Below are 18,844 nucleotides of genomic sequence, written 5' to 3'. Positions count from 1 at the left end.
GAAGCTGAAAAATGGGCAGAAACAAAAACGCCCCGATCAAATGATCGGGGCGTTTTTTTATGCCTTCGCGCCGGTTACGCGGCGATCGACAACTTGAGCTTGTTCATCGCGCTCTTCTCGAGCTGACGAATACGCTCGGCCGACACGTTGTATTTCTGCGCCAGGTCGTGCAGCGTGGCTTTTTCCTCTGCCAGCCAGCGCTGGTAGAGGATGTCACGGCTGCGGTCGTCCAGCACTTCAAGCGCTTCGTGCAGGTTGTGGTTGGAGTTGTCGCTCCAGTCGGCGTCTTCCAGTTGACGAGCCGGATCGTACCGGTGGTCTTCCAGATAGTTGGCCGGCGATTGGAAGGCACTGTCGTCGTCCGCTTCCGCGGCCGGGTCGAAGGCCATGTCATGGCCGGTCAGGCGACTTTCCATCTCGCGTACTTCCCGCGGCTCTACGCCGAGGCTTTCCGCCACACGATGGACTTCCTCGTTGTTCAGCCAGGCCAGACGTTTCTTCTGGCTGCGCAGGTTGAAGAACAGCTTGCGCTGAGCCTTGGTGGTCGCGACTTTGACGATCCGCCAGTTGCGCAGGATGAACTCGTGGATTTCCGCCTTGATCCAGTGCACCGCAAAGGACACCAGGCGTACACCCATCTCCGGATTGAAACGCTTGACCGCTTTCATCAGGCCGACGTTGCCTTCCTGGATCAGGTCAGCCTGGGCCAGGCCGTAGCCGGAATAGCTACGGGCAATGTGTACGACAAAACGCAGGTGGGCGAGCACCATCTGCCGAGCCGCCCCCAGATCCTGCTCATAATAGAGACTCTCGGCCAGTTCACGCTCCTGCTCCGGCGTCAGCAATGGAATGCTGTTCACCGTGTGCACATAGGCCTCCAGGTTCGCACCCGGGACCAGAGCATATGCAGGTTGCAAAGAATTGGTCATACGAAAAAACCTCCGACTTACATAACTCGTGCAGTTCAGCACTGCGAAAATTGACCGGAAACCAAAAAACAAGTTCCCATAAAGGCTGAAAGGTCAATACGAGCAAAATGATATTACTTTGGCGCAAGCTCCCGCAGGTGGCGTGCGACTGCAATCCATGCACCGATATACCCCAACAGCACCGCGCCAAGCAAGAGCGACAGACCGTCGGCAACTGGCACTCCGGCCAGTGCAAAATCACTGCCGTACAAACCGGCCAGTCCAACCACCGCGTCGTTCAACCAGTTCAGGCCGAACGCCAATACGCCCCAGGAAAGAATCCCTGCACCAAAGCCATAAAGCGCGCCCATGTACAGAAAGGGCCTGCGCACATAACTGTCAGTGCCGCCGACGAGTTTAATCACTTCTATCTCTGTGCGGCGGTTTTCAATATGAAGACGAATGGTATTGCCTATCACCAAAAGTAATGCAGAAACCAAAAGCACGGTCAGACCGAAGACAAAACGGTCACCCAGCTTGAGGATGGCTGCCAGACGCTCGACCCAGACTAGATCAAGTTGCGCCTGTTGTACCTTCGGCAACTCGGAAAGTTTTTGTCGTAATGCTTCAAGCGCGGACTTATCGACCTCTTTCGGAGTCACCAGGACCACGCCCGGCAGCGGGTTTTCCGGCAGTTCCTTAAGGGCTTCGCCCAGTCCGGACTGCTGCTGGAACTCTTCCAGTGCCTGATCGCGACCCACGTATTCGGCATCCGCTACGCCCGGCATGCCTTTGATCTGCTCACGCAACGACTCACCCTCGGCAGGGCTGGCCTCAAGCTGCAGGTACAGGGAAATCTGCGCCGCACGTTGCCAGGAACCGCCCAGACGCTCGACGTTACTCAGCAAAAGTGACAGCCCCATCGGCAAGCTCAGGGCAACCGCCATCACCATACAGGTGAAAAAGCTGCCGATCGGTTGCTTGCCCAAGCGGCGCAGGCTGTCCAGCAGACTGGCGCGATGGCTTTCGACCCAGGCGCGGAACAGCGTGGCGAAATCCGGGCCGTCGTCATCGTCGCGCTTTTTCTTCTGTTGCGGTTGCGGATCGGCGGCCTTCGGGGCCACGCGCTCGGAAACCTTGGGGCTACGTGTCGCACTCATACGCCGGCCTCCCCGTCGCCAATCAATCGGCCGCGCTGCAGGGTCAGCATGCGGTGCCGCATGCGGGCAATCAGCGCCAGGTCGTGACTGGCGATCAGCACGCTGGTGCCCAGGCGGTTGATGTCTTCGAACACGCCCATGATTTCGGCCGCCAGACGCGGGTCGAGGTTACCGGTCGGTTCATCCGCCAGCAGCAAGGCCGGACGGTGAACGATGGCGCGGGCAATGCCGACGCGTTGCTGCTGACCGGTGGACAGATCGCCCGGGTACAGATCGGTCTTGTCCGAGAGCGCCACGCGCTCCAGGGCCGAGTCCACACGCTTGGCGACCTCGGCCTTGGACAGGCCAAGGATCTGCAATGGCAGCGCGACGTTATTGAACACCGTGCGATCGAACAGCAACTGGTGGTTCTGGAACACCACGCCGATCTGCCGGCGCAGGAACGGAATCTGCGCGTTGCTGATGGTGCTCAGGTCTTGCCCGGCCAGCAGCAATTTGCCGGTGGTCGGACGCTCCATGGCCAGCAACAGCCGCAACAAGGTGCTTTTACCGGCGCCGGAATGGCCGGTGACAAACAAGAATTCGCCCCGACGGACTCGAAAGCTCAGCTCATGCAAGCCGACGTGACCGTTCGGGTAGCGTTTACCGACCTGTTCGAAACGAATCATGAACGCTCCCGCTCGGCAAACAATGCCTGGACAAAGGGTTCTGCTTCAAAAGTACGCAAATCGTCAATGCCTTCACCGACGCCGATGTAACGGATCGGCAAGCCGAACTGCTTGGCCAGGGCGAAAATCACCCCGCCCTTGGCGGTGCCGTCGAGTTTGGTCAGCGCCAGGCCGGTCAGTTCGACGGTCTGGTTGAACTGCTTGGCCTGGTTGATCGCGTTCTGGCCGGTACCGGCGTCGAGCACCAGCAGCACCTCATGAGGCGCGTCGGCGTCGAGCTTGCCGATCACCCGACGAACCTTCTTCAACTCTTCCATCAAATTGTCTTTGGTGTGCAGGCGACCGGCGGTATCGGCGATCAGCACGTCGATGCCACGGGCCTTGGCGGCCTGCACGGCGTCGAAGATCACCGAAGCCGAGTCGGCGCCGGTGTGCTGGGCGATCACCGGAATCTTGTTGCGCTCACCCCAGACCTGCAATTGCTCGACTGCCGCGGCGCGAAAGGTATCGCCGGCGGCAAGCATGACTTTCTTGCCTTCCAGTTGCAGCTTCTTCGCCAGTTTGCCGATGGTGGTGGTTTTGCCGGCACCGTTGACGCCAACCACCAGAATCACGAACGGCTTGTTCTGCGAGGTGATTTTCAGTGGCTGCTCGACCGGTTTGAGCATCGCTGCCAGTTCGGCCTGCAGGGATTTGTACAGCGCATCGGCATCAGCCAGCTCCTTGCGGGCGACTTTCTGAGTCAGGCGCTGAATGATCACCGACGTCGCTTCGACGCCGACATCGGCGGTCAGCAGACGGGTTTCGATGTCTTCGAGCAGTTCGTCATCGATGATCTTCTTGCCGAGGAACAGGCTGGCCATGCCCTCGCCAATGCTGGCGCTGGTCTTGGACAGGCCTTGCTTGAGACGGGCGAAGAAACCGGCTTTGGTCTCTTCGGTACGCACAGGCTCGACTGGAGTTTCGACGGGCGCAACCGGTGTGGCGGCAACTGGAGCGATGACGGGCGCAGGCGCTTGAGCAACTGGAGCAACTGGAGCAACTGGAGCAACTGGAGCAACTGGAGCAACTGGAGCAACAAATACTGGCACTACAGGCTCTGGAACCACCGGCGCAGGTTCGGCCACCAACACGGGCGCAACGGCTGCGGGTTCAACCACTGGTGCCCGAATCGGCTCCGGAGCAAACGTAATCGGGGCCGGGATCGGTGGCGTGATGTGCGGCGCTTGCTCATCTTCGACCAGCGCCACCGGCTCTTCCGCTACCGGCAAGGTCAGCCACGGCGCGGCAACAGGCGTCAGCGGCAATGGGGCCGCGACTTCGGATTCAGGTGCAAGCTCGGCCGCTGGTTGTAGTACCGGCCCGGCAATCGGCGCAGGCTCTTGCTCTATGACCGCTGCCGGGGTTGGCTCAGAAAGTGGCTGTGGCTGTTCGACAACGGGTTCCTGCGGCTTTTTGCGCAGCCATCCGAACAGGCTTTTCTTCTCACCAGCCGCAGCTGGGGTCTTCTTGTCGTCATTGGAACCAAACATGGAGGACGGCTATCTCACGGTAGCGACGCGCCAAAAGGCGCCTCGGCAAATAAATAATTCGATGCTGAACAGACTGCGATTCATCCAGCTTGTTCATGCGCAACATTTTGTCGAGGAGCCAACGGCGCCTCAAAGGTCGACTAATACGAAGGACTGGAACGGCATCGTCGGCGAAAACGCAGAGTTTAGCTGACAAACTCAAAGCTTCTGCCGGTAACCCATACAACCTGCAAGCCGATCAAAGGCCTGATAGGCGTGGCCGCCAGTAAAACGGATCAGTATCCTAGCACCCTCTCGCCCGCCGACGCTAAGACCAAGCGGGCAGCCCAACAGGTTTAAAAACGAATGAATGCTCTAGCCCGCCGCGCTGCAGGCCTGCTGCTCAGCACAGTTTGTCTGCCCCTCTCGGCCCTGGCTGCCGATCCACAACCGACACACGAATTCACCCTCGACAACGGCCTGAAGGTTGTCGTGCGCGAAGACCATCGTGCGCCAGTCGTTGTTTCCCAGATCTGGTACAAGGTCGGTTCCAGCTATGAGACCCCGGGCCAGACCGGGTTGTCCCACGCGCTGGAACACATGATGTTCAAGGGCAGCGAGAAAGTCGGCCCCGGCGAAGCTTCGCTGATTCTGCGCGACCTCGGTGCCGAAGAGAACGCCTTCACCAGCGACGACTTCACCGCGTATTACCAGGTGCTGGCCCGCGACCGTCTCGGCGTGGCCTTCGAACTGGAAGCCGACCGCATGGCCAACCTGCGCCTGCCGGCCGACGAGTTCACCCGCGAAATCGAGGTGATCAAAGAAGAACGGCGCCTGCGTACCGATGACAAACCGATGTCCAAGGCCTACGAACGCTTCATGGCTATGGCCTACCCCGCCAGCGGCTATCACACGCCGACCATCGGCTGGATGGCCGACCTCGATCGCATGACGGTCGAAGAACTGCGCCACTGGTACCAGTCCTGGTATGTGCCGAACAACGCCACTCTGGTGGTGGTCGGCGATGTGACCCCGGACGAAGTCAAGGCCCTGGCCCAGCGCTACTTCGGCCCGATTGCCAAGCGCGACGTGCCACCGGCGAAAATCCCGTTGGAACTGGCTGAGCCCGGCGAACGCCAGATCACCCTGCATGTGCAGACCCAATTGCCGAGCCTGATGCTGGCCTTCAACGTACCGAGCATCGCCACCGCCGAAGACAAAGGCTCGGTGAGCGCCCTGCGTTTGATTTCCGCCCTGCTCGACGGTGGCTACAGCGGCCGCATCCCGACCCAACTGGAGCGCGGCGAAGAGCTGGTGTCCGGCGGCTCGTCGAGCTACGACGCCTACACCCGTGGCGACAGTCTGTTCACGTTGTCGGCCACGCCGAACACCCAGAAGAAGAAAACCATGGCCCAGACTGAAGCCGGCCTCTGGAAACTGCTCGAACAACTGAAAACCACCGCGCCGTCCACTGAAGAACTGGAACGGGTGCGCGCGCAGGTCATTGCCGGTCTGGTCTTTGAGCGTGACTCGATCACCAGCCAGGCCACCGCCATCGGCCAACTGGAAACCGTCGGCCTGTCCTGGAAACTGATGGACACCGAGCTCGCCGACCTGGAAAGCGTGACCCCGCAAGATATCCAGAAGGCCGCCAAGCTGTACTTCACCCGCGAACGTCTCAGCGTCGCCCATGTACTGCCACAGGAGACGACTCATGAGTGAGCGTAAAAAATCACGTCTGGCCCTGATCGGCCTGATCGCTGTCGCACTGATCGGGTCTGGTGCTTTCTATTTTTCGAAACCCGACGAATCCAGAGCCAGCGAAGCCCTCGACAAGGCCAAGTCCAGCCAGAAACTGCAATCGCTGGCAGAACTCGACGGCAAGGCCCCAAGCCATCGCTCGCTGAACGTGCAGACCTGGAACACCGCCGAAGGCGCCAAGGTGCTGTTCGTCGAAGCCCGTGAACTGCCGATGTTCGACATGCGCCTGATTTTCGCCGCCGGCAGCAGCCAGGACGGCGACGCACCCGGCCTGGCACTGCTGACGAACGCCATGCTCAACGAAGGCGTGGCCGGTAAGGATGTCGGCGCCATCGCTCAGGGCTTCGAAGGTTTGGGCGCCGACTTCAGCAACGGCGCGTACAAAGACATGGCGCTTGCCTCCTTGCGCAGCCTGAGTGCCGTGGACAAACGTACGCCTGCCTTGAAGCTGTTCGCTGAAGTCGTCGGCAAGCCAACCTTCCCCGCCGATTCGTTTGCGCGCATCAAGAACCAGATGCTCGCCGGCTTCGAATACCAAAAACAGAACCCCGGCAAACTCGCCAGCCTGGAGCTGATGAACCGCTTGTACGGCGATCATCCGTACGCACACTCCAGCGACGGCACGGCGAAGAGCATTCCACCGATCACCCTGGCACAGTTGCGAGCCTTCCATCAGAAAGCCTACGCCGCCGGCAACGTGGTGATTGCGCTGGTGGGCGACCTGTCGCGCGCCGAAGCCGAGGCGGTTGCCGCACAGGTGTCCGCCGACCTGCCCAAGGGCCCGGCCCTGGCGAAAGTCGAACAACCGACCGACCCCAAGCCCAGCATCGGCCACATCGAGTTTCCGTCCAAACAGACCAACCTGATGATCGCGCAACTGGGCATCGACCGTGACGACCCGGATTACGCAGCGCTGTCCATGGGCAATCAGATCCTTGGCGGCGGCGGTTTCGGCACCCGGCTGATGAGCGAAGTGCGCGAGAAGCGTGGCCTGGCATATGGCGTGTATTCTGGTTTCAGCCCGATGCAGGCGCGCGGCCCGTTCATGATCAACCTGCAAACCCGCGCCGAAATGAGCGAGGGCACCCTGAAACTGGTGCAGGATGTGCTCGCCGACTACCTTAAAACGGGGCCCACCGAGAAAGAACTCGACGATGCCAAGCGTGAACTGGCCGGCAGCTTCCCGCTGTCCACCGCCAGCAACGCCGATATCGTCGGTCAGCTCGGCGCCATGGGTTTCTACGACTTGCCGTTAAGCTACCTGGAAGACTTCATGCAGCAGTCCCAGAGCCTGACCGTCGAGCAAGTCAAAGCCGCACTGAACAAACACCTGAGCACGGACAAGCTGGTCATCGTCAGCGCTGGCCCGACCGTGCCACAAAAGCCGTTACCGGCCCCAACTGACAAACCTGCCGAGCAACCGCTCGGGGTTCCGGAGCATTAATGGCCAGTCCATCGCGTCCTAAAAAACCTGTCCACAACGTGCATAACGGTGTGAATCAACTGCGCATCATCGGCGGCGAATGGCGCAGCCGTAAGCTGAGCTTCCCGGATGCTCCGGGCCTGCGCCCTACCCCGGACCGGGTGCGTGAAACCTTGTTCAACTGGCTCGCGCCTTACGTCGCCGGGGCCAAGGTGCTCGATCCATTTGCCGGCAGCGGCGCACTGTTTCTGGAAGCCTTGTCCCGTGGCGCGGCCATGGGCCAGGCGCTGGATGCCAGCAACATCGCGGTGTCCAGCCTGAAAGAACACCTGGGCACTCTGCGCTGCACCAACGGTCAGGTGCAGACTGCCGACGCCTTGCGCTATCTGGAAACCCAACCGGCCACGGCATTCGATCTGGTGTTTCTCGACCCACCGTTCAATCAGAATCTGTTGCCTGTGGTTTGCACTCTGCTCGAAGAACGTCATTGGCTGGCCGACGATGCGTGGGTCTACACTGAAAGCGAAAGCGCACCGTCGATATTGGGTTTGCCAGAAAATTGGCGCCTGCATCGGGAGCAAAAATCGGGACGGGTGTACTACGCGTTATGGCAACGTATGGCAGGGATCGCCGGCTAGTCCGGCCTGAGAAAACGGTGCGAAGCTCAGTCAGCTAACGCTGCGGGTACGCGCCGCAGCATCGAGAGCAATCGTGTCCCATCTGCCAGAACATTTCACTCCCGCCTTCACGCCCGCCTACGGCCTGGGCAATCCGCACTTACAAACCTTGTGGGGACCGCTATGGCGCAAAACCACACATATCGAGCGTGAGCGCGAGCGATTGTGGCTTGAAGATGGCGATTTCCTTGACCTGGACTGGCATGGCCCCCACAGCGCGAATGCGCCGTTGGTGCTGGTATTGCACGGGCTGACCGGCTCCTCGAATTCGCCTTACGTGGCCGGCATGCAGAAGGCGCTGAGCACCCAGGGCTGGGCCAGCGTCGCGCTGAACTGGCGAGGTTGCTCCGGCGAGCCCAATCTGTTGCCACGCAGTTACCATTCCGGGGCCAGTGAAGACTTGGCCGAGACCATCAAACACCTGCGCACCCAACGCCCCCTCGCGCCGTTGTATGCGGTCGGTTATTCCATGGGCGGTAACGTGTTGCTCAAGCATCTGGGTGAAACCGGCAGCAACAGCGGTGTACTCGGTGCGGTGGCAGTGTCGGTGCCGTTTCGCCTCGATCACTGTGCCGATCGTATCAGCCAGGGTTTTTCCCAGTTCTACCAAGCGCATTTCATGCGAGAGATGGTCGCCTACATCAAGAACAAACAGCGCAAGTTCCAACATGAAGGGCATGAGGATGGCCTCGCTGCATTGGCAGCGCTGGGCTCGCTGGAGAACTTGCGCACCTTCTGGGATTTCGACGGCCGGGTCACCGCACCGCTGAATGGTTTCGCCGATGCCGCGGACTACTATCGTCGCGCCTCGAGTCGCTATTTTCTTGGAGAAATTCGCACGCCAACCCTGATTATCCAGGCGGCTGACGACCCGTTTGTGTTTCCACATAGCCTGCCGCAAGCCGACGAATTGTCCGCCAGCACTCAATTCGAGTTGCAGGCCAAGGGCGGGCATGTCGGTTTCGTCGAGGGCTCGTTCAGACAACCGGGTTACTACCTGGAACGACGCATCCCCCAATGGCTGGCTACCACGGGGCGCAAGTAAACCGTGGAGGTCGATCAGGGCGAGTCGATCCATTTCTGGCAAACGGCACCGCTGGCCGGGGTCGAGTTGCTGTCTGCGCGCTACATCGAACAGCGTTTCGCCCCTCATGTGCATGACGGCTATGTGATCGGCATGATCATGGCCGGCGCCCAGCGTTATCGCTATCGCGGTGCCGAGCATTTGGCGGGCAGCGGCACGCTGGTGCTGATCAACCCGGACGAACTGCACACCGGCCACAAAGGCACGGAAGACGGGTGGTTGTACCGGGCGTTTTATCCCGACAGCGGGCAGATTCTCTCGCTGCTGGAGGAGCTTGAACTGCCGAGTGACACCTTGCCGGCGTTTGGCGCCACGCTGTATCGCGACCCGGACCTGGTGAGGGGGTTCTGCCAGCTGCATCGGCTTCTGGAAAGTCCGTCCACGGCCCTGCAGCAGCAAACGGTTTGGCGAGAAATGATGCTGTCGTTGTTACAACGCCACGCAGCCGTCCCGATCGCCGGCAAACCCGGCAAGGAACACCGGGCAGTGACCTTGGCCAAGGAACGACTGCAATCGCAATTGGCGGCACCGCCCTCGCTGGAAGAACTGGCGGCGACGGTGAACCTGTCCCCCTTCCACTTCGCCCGGGTGTTCCGCCGCGCCACCGGCATGCCACCGCACGCCTGGTTGATGCAGCAGCGCATCGCTCGGGCACGAGCGTTGTTACAGGGCGGTTGCCTGCCGCTGGAAGTCGCGACACAACTGGGTTTTGCCGACCAGAGCCATCTGAGTCGGCAATTCAAACAGGTTTACGGCGTAGGACCGGGGGCGTATCGCAGCGCGCGGCAGTTGTCCGACCATGGATGACAACAAATCCAAATGTGGGCTTTGTGGCGAGGGGGCTTGTCGGAACGCCGCATCGCCCCGTTCGGCTGCGAAACAGTCGCAAATCGGATGACGCGGATTAACTGAAGCACCGCATCCGCTGGCTTCGGGAGCGCTTCGCACTCCAACGGGGGCAAGCCTCCTCGCCACAAAGGCCCGCTCCCACATTGGATCTGCGTTTACTCGCCGGTGGCGACGCCTCGCGCGGGATCGTTGATCCACTCGCTCCATGACCCGGCATACAACGCCCCCAACGGATAACCCGCCAGGCACAGGGCGAACAGGTTGTGGCAAGCCGTCACGCCGGAACCGCAATACGCGACCAGCTCCGTCGGCGAACGATCACCGAGCTTCGTGGCAAACCGTTGCTTGAGCTGATCGGCGGGCAGGAAACGCCCGTCGCTGCCCAGGTTGTCGGTGAACGCGGCACATTGTGCGCCGGGAATGTGCCCGGCAACCGGATCAATCGGCTCCACCTCCCCCTTGAAGCGCGGCAAGGCGCGGGCGTCGAGCAAGGTCAACGCGGGTTGGCCGAGACGCTGCTGAAGCTGTTTGGCGCTAAGCACCAGCGAAGCATCCGGCGTCCCGGTGAAAGTGCCACGGGGGACCGAAGGCGAATCAAGACTCAGGGGCAAGCCGGCGGCGTGCCAGGCTTTCAGCCCGCCATCAAGAATGAACACGCCGTCGCGCTTGCCCAGCCAGGCCAGCAACCACCAGGCCCGCGCCGCGTAGGCACCGGGACCGTCATCGTACAAAACCACTTCGCTGTCGGCATTGATGCCCCAGGCTTGCAGGCGCTCGATCAGCTTTTCGGGCTCAGGCAACGGATGACGCCCGGTAACCCCCTTGACCACCGCCCCGCTCAGATCACGCTCAAGATCGGCAAAGCTCGACCCGGCAATATGCCCCTCGGCATAACTGCGCTGACCGTAGTCCGGGTCTTCGAGGGCAAAACGACAATCCAGAATCACCAGCCCCGGGGTCTCCTTTTTCAGGTCCAACGCTTGCGGGCTGATCAGTTGCGCAATGGGCATAACGGGCTCCTGTGATGTTGTCGGTCTTGAATCCTAATGCACTTCTTCCAGCGCCTGGGCCAGCGGCACGTAAAATTCGTCGAATAGCGCATTCACCGCGTCGCGCGACTGGTCAGTGACGAAGCCGGCCTCAAGCACCAACACCTGATACACGCCGCGCTTAATGGCCTGTTCGCTCAAATGGTTGGAGTTTTCCCGCGTGGTGCACAGAAACCGCACCCAGGACGTGAGGATGATCCAGGCGTTCAGCGTCAGGGACTCAATCTGAACCTTATCCATGTTCAGGATGCCTGCCGCGACGAACCCTTCGTAAATGGCGGTGCCCTGGATCAGGCAGCGCTGGGAAAAACGCCGGTAACGGGCGGCGAGCTCGGGATCGCTGTCGAGCAAGTGCTCGAGGTCGCGATGCAAAAACCGGTAGCGCCACATGGCGGCGAGCAATTCCTTGAGGTAGAAGCGCTTGTCTTCGACCGTCGCGGCACGGCCCTGGGGCGGGCGCAGGAAGCTGTCCACCAGGCTTTCGTACTCACTGAACAGCACAGCGATGATCGCCTGCTTGTTGGGGAAGTGGTAGTACAGGTTGCCCGGAGAAATCTCCATGTGGGCAGCAATGTGGTTGGTGCTGATGCTGCGCTCGCCCTGCTGATTGAACAGCTCCAGGCTGTTCTGCACGATGCGCTCGCTGGTTTTGATCCGAGGGGCCATGGCTTGAGCTTTAATTCAGAGTGCGGTGACGGGCATCTTACGACCTATCCGGGAGTGGATAAAACAATGCTGCGTCGGGATGTCATTTGACTTTCTAGAGCATAGACTCTAACAACCCCCTCATTACAATAAATCCGGAGCCGACCATGCCTGCTGACATCGCCTACCTGAAGACCCTGCAGCAGCCTCTGGACGAGCTCCAATCCCTGTTCGATGCTCAACGCGCGGCGTATGCAGGCAATCCGATGCCACCCGCGGCTCAGCGCCAACAATGGCTGAAGGCGTTGCGGGACGTGTTGAGCAATGAGCGCCAGGCCTTGATCGACGCCATCAGCCAGGATTTCAGCCACCGCAGCGCCGACGAAACCTTGCTCGCCGAATTGATGCCCAGCCTGCACGGTATTCATTACGCCAGCCAACACCTCAAAGGCTGGATGAAAGCCTCACGGCGCAGAGTCGGCATCGCCTTTCAACCGGCATCGGCCAAAGTCGTCTATCAGCCTCTGGGCGTGGTCGGGGTGATCGTGCCGTGGAACTATCCGCTTTACCTGGCCATCGGGCCGTTGGTGGGTGCGTTGTCGGCGGGCAACCGGGTAATGCTCAAACTCAGCGAATCGACCCCCGCCACCGGTTTGCTGCTCAAGGAATTGCTGGGGCGGGTATTCCCTCAAGACCTGGTCTGCGTGGTGCTCGGCGAGGCGGATATCGGCGTGGCGTTCTCCCGGTTGCGCTTCGATCACCTGCTGTTCACCGGCGCCACCAGCATCGGCAAACACGTGATGCGCGCCGCCGCCGAGAACCTGACTCCGGTGACCCTCGAATTGGGCGGCAAGTCCCCGGCTATCGTTTCCCGCGATGTGCCGCTCAAGGACGCCGCCGAACGCATCGCTTTCGGCAAGACCCTCAACGCCGGGCAAACCTGTGTCGCCCCGGACTACGTGCTAGTGCCGGAAGACCGCGTCGGCTCTTTCGTCGAAGCCTATCGCCAGGCCGTTCGCGGGTTTTATCCGACCCTGATCGATAATCCGGACTACACCGCCATCATCAATGACCGACAACTGGCGCGGCTCAACGGCTACCTCAGCGACGCCACCAGCAAGGGCGCGCTGCTGATTCCGCTGTTCGATCAGGGTCAGGGCCGACGCATGGGTCATAGCCTGCTGCTCAACGTCAGCGACGACATGACGGTGATGCAGGACGAAATTTTCGGCCCACTGCTACCGATCGTCCCCTACCAGGATCTCGATGAAGCGTTTGCCTACATCAACCAACGGCCTCGTCCGCTGGCGCTGTATTACTTCGGCTACGACAAGCGCGAGCAAAACCGCGTTCTCCATGAAACCCATTCCGGCGGCGTATGCCTCAATGACACCTTGCTGCACGTTGCCCAGGACGACATGCCATTCGGCGGCATCGGCGCCTCGGGCATGGGCCACTACCACGGCCATGAGGGTTTCCTGACTTTCAGCAAGGCCAAGGGCGTGCTGATCAAACAGCGTTTAAACGCGGCGAAGCTGATCTATCCGCCGTACGGCAAAGCCATTCAGAAACTGATCCAGAAGCTGTTTGTCCGCTAACGATCATCATCGCCGGGTAATAACAATAATGAGCCCAAGCCTGTCCGATACACCCGCGCTGTCACGGCGCGGCCTGCTTAAATTCAGCCTGGGCGCCAGCACCTTTCTGGCCACGGCCGGATTAGGCGCGAGCCTCAGCGGCTGCTCGTCGGGCACCGCGGCCAACGGTTTCGCGACACTGCGCAGCGGTGATCTGCTGTTTCTGCGGGCACTAATCCCGGTGATGCTCGACGGTGCCGTGGTCGTCGAGAAAATGCCGGCCGCCGTCGCCGGGACCCTGCAATGCCTGGATAACAGCCTCAATCACCTGTCTGGGGAAATGCTCAAGCTGACCCGGCAATTGTTCGATGTGCTGGAAATGAGCATCACCCGCGGCCCACTGACCGGGATCTGGAGCAGTTGGGAAAACGCCAGCAGCGAAGCCATCCGACACTTTCTCAAGCGCTGGGAAAACAGCTCGTTGAGCCTGCTGCGCATGGGTCATAGCTCGTTGCTGCAACTGGTGATGATGGCGTGGTACAGCCGGGCGGAATCGTGGGTGCATTGCGGGTATCCGGGGCCGCCTACGGTCTGAAACCGAGTCGCCCCTATCGCGGGCAAGCCACGCTCCCACAGGTTTTGAGATGGACCATCCTTTTGTGAACGACTCAAACCCTGTGGGAGCGTGGCTTGCCCGCGATGGCGTCAGCCGCATCACCACCAAATCCAAAATAATAAGAGAACCCGAACATGCCCGTACCCGATCCGTTCCGCGAAGGCCTGGCCCGTGGCTGGAAAACCTACAACGGTTCGCAACTGTTCCAGGACCTGACCCTCGAAGCGGATGTGGCAATCATCGGCAGCGGTGCCGGCGGCGGGACCACCGCCGAAATCCTCAGCGCCGCCGGCTACAAGGTATTGCTCATCGAAGAAGGCCCGCTCAAGACCAGCAGCGACTTCAAGATGCTCGAGGATCAGGCCTACACCAGCCTTTATCAGGAAGGCATCGGGCGTATGAGCAAGGACGGTGCGATCACCATCCTCCAGGGCCGGGCAGTAGGCGGGACCACGCTGGTCAACTGGACCTCAAGCTTCCGAACCCCGGATCCGACGCTCGAACACTGGGCCAAAGAACATGACGTCATAGGCCACACACCGGCCGAAATGGCGCCCTGGTTCGAGAAAATGGAACAACGTCTGGGCGTCGCCCCGTGGCGGGTGCAGCCCAACGCCAACAACGACGTCATTCGCAAAGGCTGCGAAAAACTCGGCTACGCCTGGCATGTCATCCCGCGCAACGTGCGTGGCTGCTGGAACATCGGCTATTGCGGCATGGGTTGCCCGACCAATGCCAAGCAATCGATGCTGGTCACGACCATTCCGGCGACCCTGGAAAAAGGTGGCGAACTGCTCTATCTGGCCCGCGCCGAAAAGCTGTCGATCAAGGAGGGCAAGGTCACGGGCCTGCACTGCGTGGCGATGGATGAGCGTTGCGTCGCCCCTACCGGTCGCACGATCACGGTCAAGGCCCGGCATTACGTGCTGGCCGGCGGCGGGATCAACAGCCCGGCGCTGCTGTTGCGCTCAGAGGCGCCGGATCCGCATGAGCGATTGGGAAAACGGACCTTCCTGCATTTGGTCAACATGTCCGCAGGATTGTTCGACGAGGTGATCAACCCGTTCTACGGCGCGCCGCAGTCGATTTATTCCGACCATTTCCAATGGCAGGACGGCATCACCGGCAAGATGTCCTACAAATTGGAGGTCCCACCGCTGCACCCGGCACTGGCCACTACCCTGCTCGGAGGTTTCGGCACGGAAAACGCCCGGCACATGGAAAACCTGCCGCATACCCACGCGATGCTGGCATTGCTGCGAGACGGTTTTCACCCAGACAGCCCCGGCGGCAGTGTCGAATTGCGCAGTGACGGCACGCCGGTGCTCGACTATCAGGTTTCACCGTATGCCTGGGACGGGTTGCGCCGGGCGTTCCATAGCATGGCCGAGATCCAGTTCGCCGGTGGCGCCAACGCCGTGATACCGATGCATGCCGACGCCCGTTACGTGAAAACCCTCGCCGAAGCGCGCACATTGATCGACGGATTGAGCCTTGAGTTGTATCGCACGCGCCTGGGCAGTGCTCATGTGATGGGCGGTTGTGCCATGGGTGAGGACCCGAAAAACGCCGTGACCGACAGCCTCGGCCGACATCACCAACTGCGCAATCTGTCGATTCACGATGGCTCGCTATTCCCCACCAGCATTGGCGCAAACCCCCAATTATCGGTCTACGGACTGACGGCGCAACTGGCGAATTCACTGGCCGATCGTTTGAAAAACCCATGAAAACGCGGAATATTCCCATCGTCTATAGTGCTTTCTTACCCAACAGGCGACTTGGCCGACCGGGAAGGCTGCGATACCATCCGACTCCCCAACGGACTCCCGCCAGGACGACGCGATGAACCGAGTGTTGTACCCAGGTACCTTCGACCCTATTACCAAGGGCCATGGCGATCTGGTCGAACGCGCCTCGCGCCTGTTCGATCACGTGATCATCGCCGTAGCCGCCAGCCCGAAGAAAAACCCGCTGTTTCCCTTGGAACAACGTGTGGAGCTGGCCCGCGAGGTCACCAAACATTTGCCGAACGTTGAAGTCGTCGGTTTCTCGACACTGCTCGCGCATTTCGCCAAAGAGCAGAACGCCAATGTGTTCCTGCGTGGTTTGCGCGCGGTGTCGGACTTCGAATACGAATTCCAGCTGGCCAACATGAACCGCCAACTGGCACCGGATGTGGAAAGCCTGTTTCTTACCCCGTCCGAGCGTTATTCGTTCATTTCCTCGACACTGGTCCGTGAAATCGCGGCCCTGGGCGGCGATATCACCAAGTTCGTCCACCCGGTGGTGGCCGACGCCCTCACCCTGCGTTTCAAGAAGTAGGGGCGCCCCCAGGCTGCGATCTTTTGCACTTGATCGCGCCCGCGTGCACTGCGGGCGCCAATGCGGCACAATTGTGCGCATTGGTTTATTGCGCCAGGGCCTGCCGCCCCGGCTGGAGTTAGCATGTCCCTGATCATCACCGACGATTGCATCAACTGCGACGTCTGCGAACCCGAGTGCCCGAACGCCGCCATTTCCCAGGGCGAAGAGATCTATGTGATCGACCCGAACCTGTGCACGCAATGTGTCGGCCACTATGACGAACCGCAATGCCAGCAGGTCTGTCCTGTGGATTGCATTCCGCTGGACGAGGCCCATCCGGAAACTGAAGAACAGTTGATGGAGAAGTACCGCAAGATTACCGGTAAGGCTTGAGTCATTTGGCGACTTAGAAAACGCCATCGCGGGCAAGCCCGCTCCCACAAGGACCGCGTAAACCCTGTGGGAGCGGCGGTGCGGCGATCCGACTTGCCCGCGATGAGGTCGTCAGCCACACCGTAGATGTAACTGACTTCACTCCCGCTGCTCAAACCCCTCCCCGATACACCCAAGGCACCGCACAAATGCGGCTTTTGCCGGATCGACCACCAAGGCCTGCCCTGCATCGCCAATGCCGCCGCCCAGTGCGGTAAATGGCAGCGACACCACAAACGCCCCGGCACCGATCACCGTCGCCACCACCAGCAACGGTCGGGCAATCAGTAGATCGCCAAGCATGGCGTAGGCCGGTGGATTCTGGATGGTGTAACGCGGGTCTCCACTGCCGTTCTCAGTAGCCAACGCGGGCGCACCGACGCTCAGCAGCAGCGTGAAGACAAGGGTTCGAAACAGATTCATGGCACGGTCCTTCGGCTAGGCAGTGAGAACACTGACTATAGACCGTAGCCGATATCAGCTCTGACAGCGCGGACAAAAGACGCTGGCGCGCTGCCCAAGTTTGACTTCTCGCAGCCCCGTGCCACAGACCTTGCAGTGTTCACCGCCACGGCCGTACACGAACAGTTCCTGCTGAAAGTAACCCGGCTGGCCGTCGCCGCCGATAAAGTCCCGCAACGTGGTGCCGCCCCGCTCGATGGCGAGGGCCAGGATGCGCTTGATCTCGATCGCCAGCTTCAAATAGCGCGCACGGGAAATACTCTTGGCTTCGCGGCGCGGGTCGATGCCGGCAGCAAACAACGCTTCGGTCGCGTAGATATTGCCGACGCCGACCACCACCGCGTTATCCATGATGAACGGCTTGACCGCCATGGAGCGCCCACGGGATTGCTGGAACAGTCGCTCGCCATCGAACAGATCGGTCAACGGCTCCGGCCCCAGGCGAACCAGCAGTTCGTGGTTCAGTGGGTCGAGACTCCAGAGCATCGCCCCGAACCGGCGCGGGTCGGTGTAACGCAGGGCCAGGCCCGACTCCAGCTCGATGTCCACATGCTCATGCTTGGCCGCCGGCAATCCGGCTTCCACCAGCCGCAGATTCCCCGACATGCCCAAATGACTGATCAGCGTACCGACCTCGGCATTGATCAGCAGGTACTTGGCCCGCCGCTCCACCAGCACGATGCGCTGGCCGGACAGCCGCACATCCAGGTCTTCGGGGATCGGCCAGCGCAGACGGCGCTCACGCACGATCACCCGGCTGACGCGCTGGCCTTCCAGGTGCGGTGCAATTCCGCGGCGGGTGGTTTCGACTTCCGGCAGTTCAGGCATGGGGCTCTCGAATCAGGCGAGTTCGACACTCAACGGGTGGCGAGGTCGCGAATCTCTTGTTTCTGGGTTTCGAAATCGTATTCCGACAAACCGATGTAATCGAGCACAAGGTGCCCGACGTTGTTCCATTCATGGTCTTCAGACTGGTTGCCCAACACTCGGAAGGAGGCACAGATGTGCTCGGCCATCTTCAGAATGGCCAGCAGATTTTTCAGCGGTGTATTACGCGAGGATTCATCGCTGAAAATGGCCAGGGCGTTGTGATGATTGGCAATAGCCTGGGTGACGTGCTCCGGCAGGCGCCAGGACTTGGCGGTGTAATACCCGACCACCGCATGGTTGGTGTTGTAATGCCTGTTTTCGGTATCCACCACGCGGCATTCGGCGCTGGCGCTGGCATAGGCCTGTTCCAGCACTTTCATGTAATCGGGGAATTTCTTGAGCATCAGCGGGATGCCGCAATCGTGGAACAGGCCCAACGCATAAGCTTCATCACCGGCCTGGACACCGACGCGCTTGGCCAGGCTCAGGCAGGTCATCGCCACGTCCTGCGCCGTGTCCCAGAAACGGTTGAGGGTGACGATTGCGTCGTCGTTCAGCTCGCTCTTGATCGACTGCGCGTTGATCAGGTTGATGATCGAACGACTGCCCAACAGGTTTACTGCTCGCTGGATCGCGGTGATCTTGTTACTCAAGCCGTAGTACGGCGAATTGACGATTTTCAACAAGGCGCCGGAAAGGCCAGGGTCCTGGGAGATCAGCTTGGCGATCACCTCCAGGTCCGGGTCGGGCATATATTGCTCCATCTGCAGATCCACCATGATCTGCGGCTGGGGCGGCACACTGATGCCTTGCAGGGACTGTTGAATCTGTTCAGAAGACAGCTC

19 protein-coding genes are annotated in these 18,844 nt (G+C 60.5%); 10 read left to right on the top strand and 9 right to left on the bottom strand.

The genetic code is table 11. The features are described 5' to 3' along the window. Nucleotides 1–74: 74 nt before the first annotated feature. The 4 genes from rpoH to ftsY all read right to left on the bottom strand — a co-directional run bounded on the left by rpoH (nt 75) and on the right by ftsY (nt 4,268). A complete protein-coding gene (gene rpoH, locus J3D54_RS10160; RefSeq protein ID WP_007897890.1) occupies nt 75–929 on the bottom strand; it encodes an RNA polymerase sigma factor RpoH in 855 nt (284 codons plus the stop codon). Nucleotides 930–1,042: 113 nt separating this feature from the next. Then, nucleotides 1,043–2,068, bottom strand: a complete 1,026-nt coding sequence (gene ftsX / locus J3D54_RS10155) for a permease-like cell division protein FtsX (RefSeq protein ID WP_253417793.1) — start codon at nt 2,066–2,068, stop codon at nt 1,043–1,045. Then, nucleotides 2,065–2,736 carry a cell division ATP-binding protein FtsE gene (ftsE, locus tag J3D54_RS10150; protein WP_007897888.1) on the bottom strand — a complete coding sequence of 224 codons (672 nt, stop codon included), beginning with the start codon at nt 2,734–2,736 and terminating at the stop codon, nt 2,065–2,067. The genes ftsX and ftsE overlap by 4 nt, the downstream gene beginning before the upstream one ends. Further along, complete coding sequence (gene ftsY, locus J3D54_RS10145) at nt 2,733–4,268, bottom strand: signal recognition particle-docking protein FtsY (RefSeq protein ID WP_253417791.1); 1,536 nt, start codon at nt 4,266–4,268, stop codon at nt 2,733–2,735. The genes ftsE and ftsY overlap by 4 nt, the downstream gene beginning before the upstream one ends. A gap of 345 nt (nt 4,269–4,613) precedes the next feature. Here ftsY and J3D54_RS10140 point away from each other — a divergent pair, with 345 nt between their 5' ends. The 5 genes from J3D54_RS10140 (at nt 4,614) to J3D54_RS10120 (ending at nt 9,999) form a co-directional block, all read left to right on the top strand. Further along, nucleotides 4,614–5,969, top strand: a complete 1,356-nt coding sequence (locus J3D54_RS10140; RefSeq protein WP_253417789.1) for a pitrilysin family protein — start codon at nt 4,614–4,616, stop codon at nt 5,967–5,969. Next, nucleotides 5,962–7,452, top strand: a complete 1,491-nt coding sequence (locus J3D54_RS10135; RefSeq protein ID WP_253417788.1) for a pitrilysin family protein — start codon at nt 5,962–5,964, stop codon at nt 7,450–7,452. Before J3D54_RS10140 ends, J3D54_RS10135 begins: the two co-directional genes overlap by 8 nt. Next, nucleotides 7,452–8,069, top strand: coding sequence for a 16S rRNA (guanine(966)-N(2))-methyltransferase RsmD (rsmD, locus tag J3D54_RS10130; RefSeq protein WP_253417787.1), 618 nt, complete (start codon nt 7,452–7,454; stop codon nt 8,067–8,069). Before J3D54_RS10135 ends, rsmD begins: the two co-directional genes overlap by 1 nt. Before the next feature lie 73 nt (nt 8,070–8,142). Next, nucleotides 8,143–9,153, top strand: a complete 1,011-nt coding sequence (locus J3D54_RS10125) for a hydrolase (RefSeq protein ID WP_253417786.1) — start codon at nt 8,143–8,145, stop codon at nt 9,151–9,153. A 3-nt stretch (nt 9,154–9,156) separates the two neighbouring features. Then, entirely contained in the window at nt 9,157–9,999 is an 843-nt protein-coding gene (locus J3D54_RS10120; protein ID WP_253417785.1) for an AraC family transcriptional regulator, read from the top strand. A gap of 197 nt (nt 10,000–10,196) precedes the next feature. On the opposite strand, the gene J3D54_RS10115 is transcribed toward J3D54_RS10120, so the two are convergent. Together J3D54_RS10115 and J3D54_RS10110 are read right to left on the bottom strand one after the other, a co-directional pair. Next, a complete protein-coding gene (locus tag J3D54_RS10115; protein WP_253417784.1) occupies nt 10,197–11,051 on the bottom strand; it encodes a sulfurtransferase in 855 nt (284 codons plus the stop codon). A gap of 33 nt (nt 11,052–11,084) precedes the next feature. Then, nucleotides 11,085–11,756, bottom strand: a complete 672-nt coding sequence (locus tag J3D54_RS10110) for a TetR/AcrR family transcriptional regulator (RefSeq protein WP_018928685.1) — start codon at nt 11,754–11,756, stop codon at nt 11,085–11,087. A gap of 146 nt (nt 11,757–11,902) precedes the next feature. On the opposite strand from J3D54_RS10110, the gene J3D54_RS10105 reads away from it, so the two are divergent. From J3D54_RS10105 to J3D54_RS10085, 5 genes are all read left to right on the top strand, one after another. Then, nucleotides 11,903–13,333, top strand: coding sequence for a coniferyl aldehyde dehydrogenase (locus J3D54_RS10105; protein WP_253417783.1), 1,431 nt, complete (start codon nt 11,903–11,905; stop codon nt 13,331–13,333). 28 nt (nt 13,334–13,361) lie between these two features. Beyond that, nucleotides 13,362–13,907 (top strand): twin-arginine translocation pathway signal protein, encoded by a 546-nt coding sequence (locus tag J3D54_RS10100; protein ID WP_253417781.1) that lies wholly within the window; start codon nt 13,362–13,364, stop codon nt 13,905–13,907. A 155-nt stretch (nt 13,908–14,062) separates the two neighbouring features. Further along, the gene (locus J3D54_RS10095; RefSeq protein ID WP_253417779.1) at nt 14,063–15,658 is read left to right on the top strand and encodes a GMC family oxidoreductase; all 1,596 of its coding nucleotides are present in this window, start codon (nt 14,063–14,065) and stop codon (nt 15,656–15,658) included. Nucleotides 15,659–15,773: 115 nt separating this feature from the next. Beyond that, nucleotides 15,774–16,253, top strand: a complete 480-nt coding sequence (coaD, locus tag J3D54_RS10090) for a pantetheine-phosphate adenylyltransferase (RefSeq protein ID WP_008019993.1) — start codon at nt 15,774–15,776, stop codon at nt 16,251–16,253. 123 nt (nt 16,254–16,376) lie between these two features. Next, nucleotides 16,377–16,628, top strand: a complete 252-nt coding sequence (locus J3D54_RS10085; RefSeq protein ID WP_003195146.1) for a YfhL family 4Fe-4S dicluster ferredoxin — start codon at nt 16,377–16,379, stop codon at nt 16,626–16,628. Between the two features lie 138 nt (nt 16,629–16,766). Here J3D54_RS10085 and J3D54_RS10080 read toward each other — a convergent pair whose 3' ends face one another. From J3D54_RS10080 to J3D54_RS10070, 3 genes are read right to left on the bottom strand one after another with little or no spacing between them, the layout of a single operon-like run. Continuing rightward, nucleotides 16,767–17,090 (bottom strand): multidrug transporter, encoded by a 324-nt coding sequence (locus J3D54_RS10080; RefSeq protein ID WP_253417777.1) that lies wholly within the window; start codon nt 17,088–17,090, stop codon nt 16,767–16,769. 54 nt (nt 17,091–17,144) lie between these two features. Beyond that, complete coding sequence (mutM, locus tag J3D54_RS10075) at nt 17,145–17,957, bottom strand: bifunctional DNA-formamidopyrimidine glycosylase/DNA-(apurinic or apyrimidinic site) lyase (RefSeq protein WP_105340784.1); 813 nt, start codon at nt 17,955–17,957, stop codon at nt 17,145–17,147. A 29-nt stretch (nt 17,958–17,986) separates the two neighbouring features. Further along, the gene (locus J3D54_RS10070) at nt 17,987–18,799 is read right to left on the bottom strand and encodes an HDOD domain-containing protein (RefSeq protein WP_253426574.1); all 813 of its coding nucleotides are present in this window, start codon (nt 18,797–18,799) and stop codon (nt 17,987–17,989) included. Nucleotides 18,800–18,844: the final 45 nt, after the last annotated feature.

The sequence above is a fragment of the Pseudomonas sp. GGS8 genome (assembly GCF_024168645.1).
Classification (GTDB): domain Bacteria; phylum Pseudomonadota; class Gammaproteobacteria; order Pseudomonadales; family Pseudomonadaceae; genus Aquipseudomonas.
The sequence above is the reverse complement of the archived record's forward strand: the minus strand, read 5'-3'. Positions and strand labels throughout refer to the sequence as shown.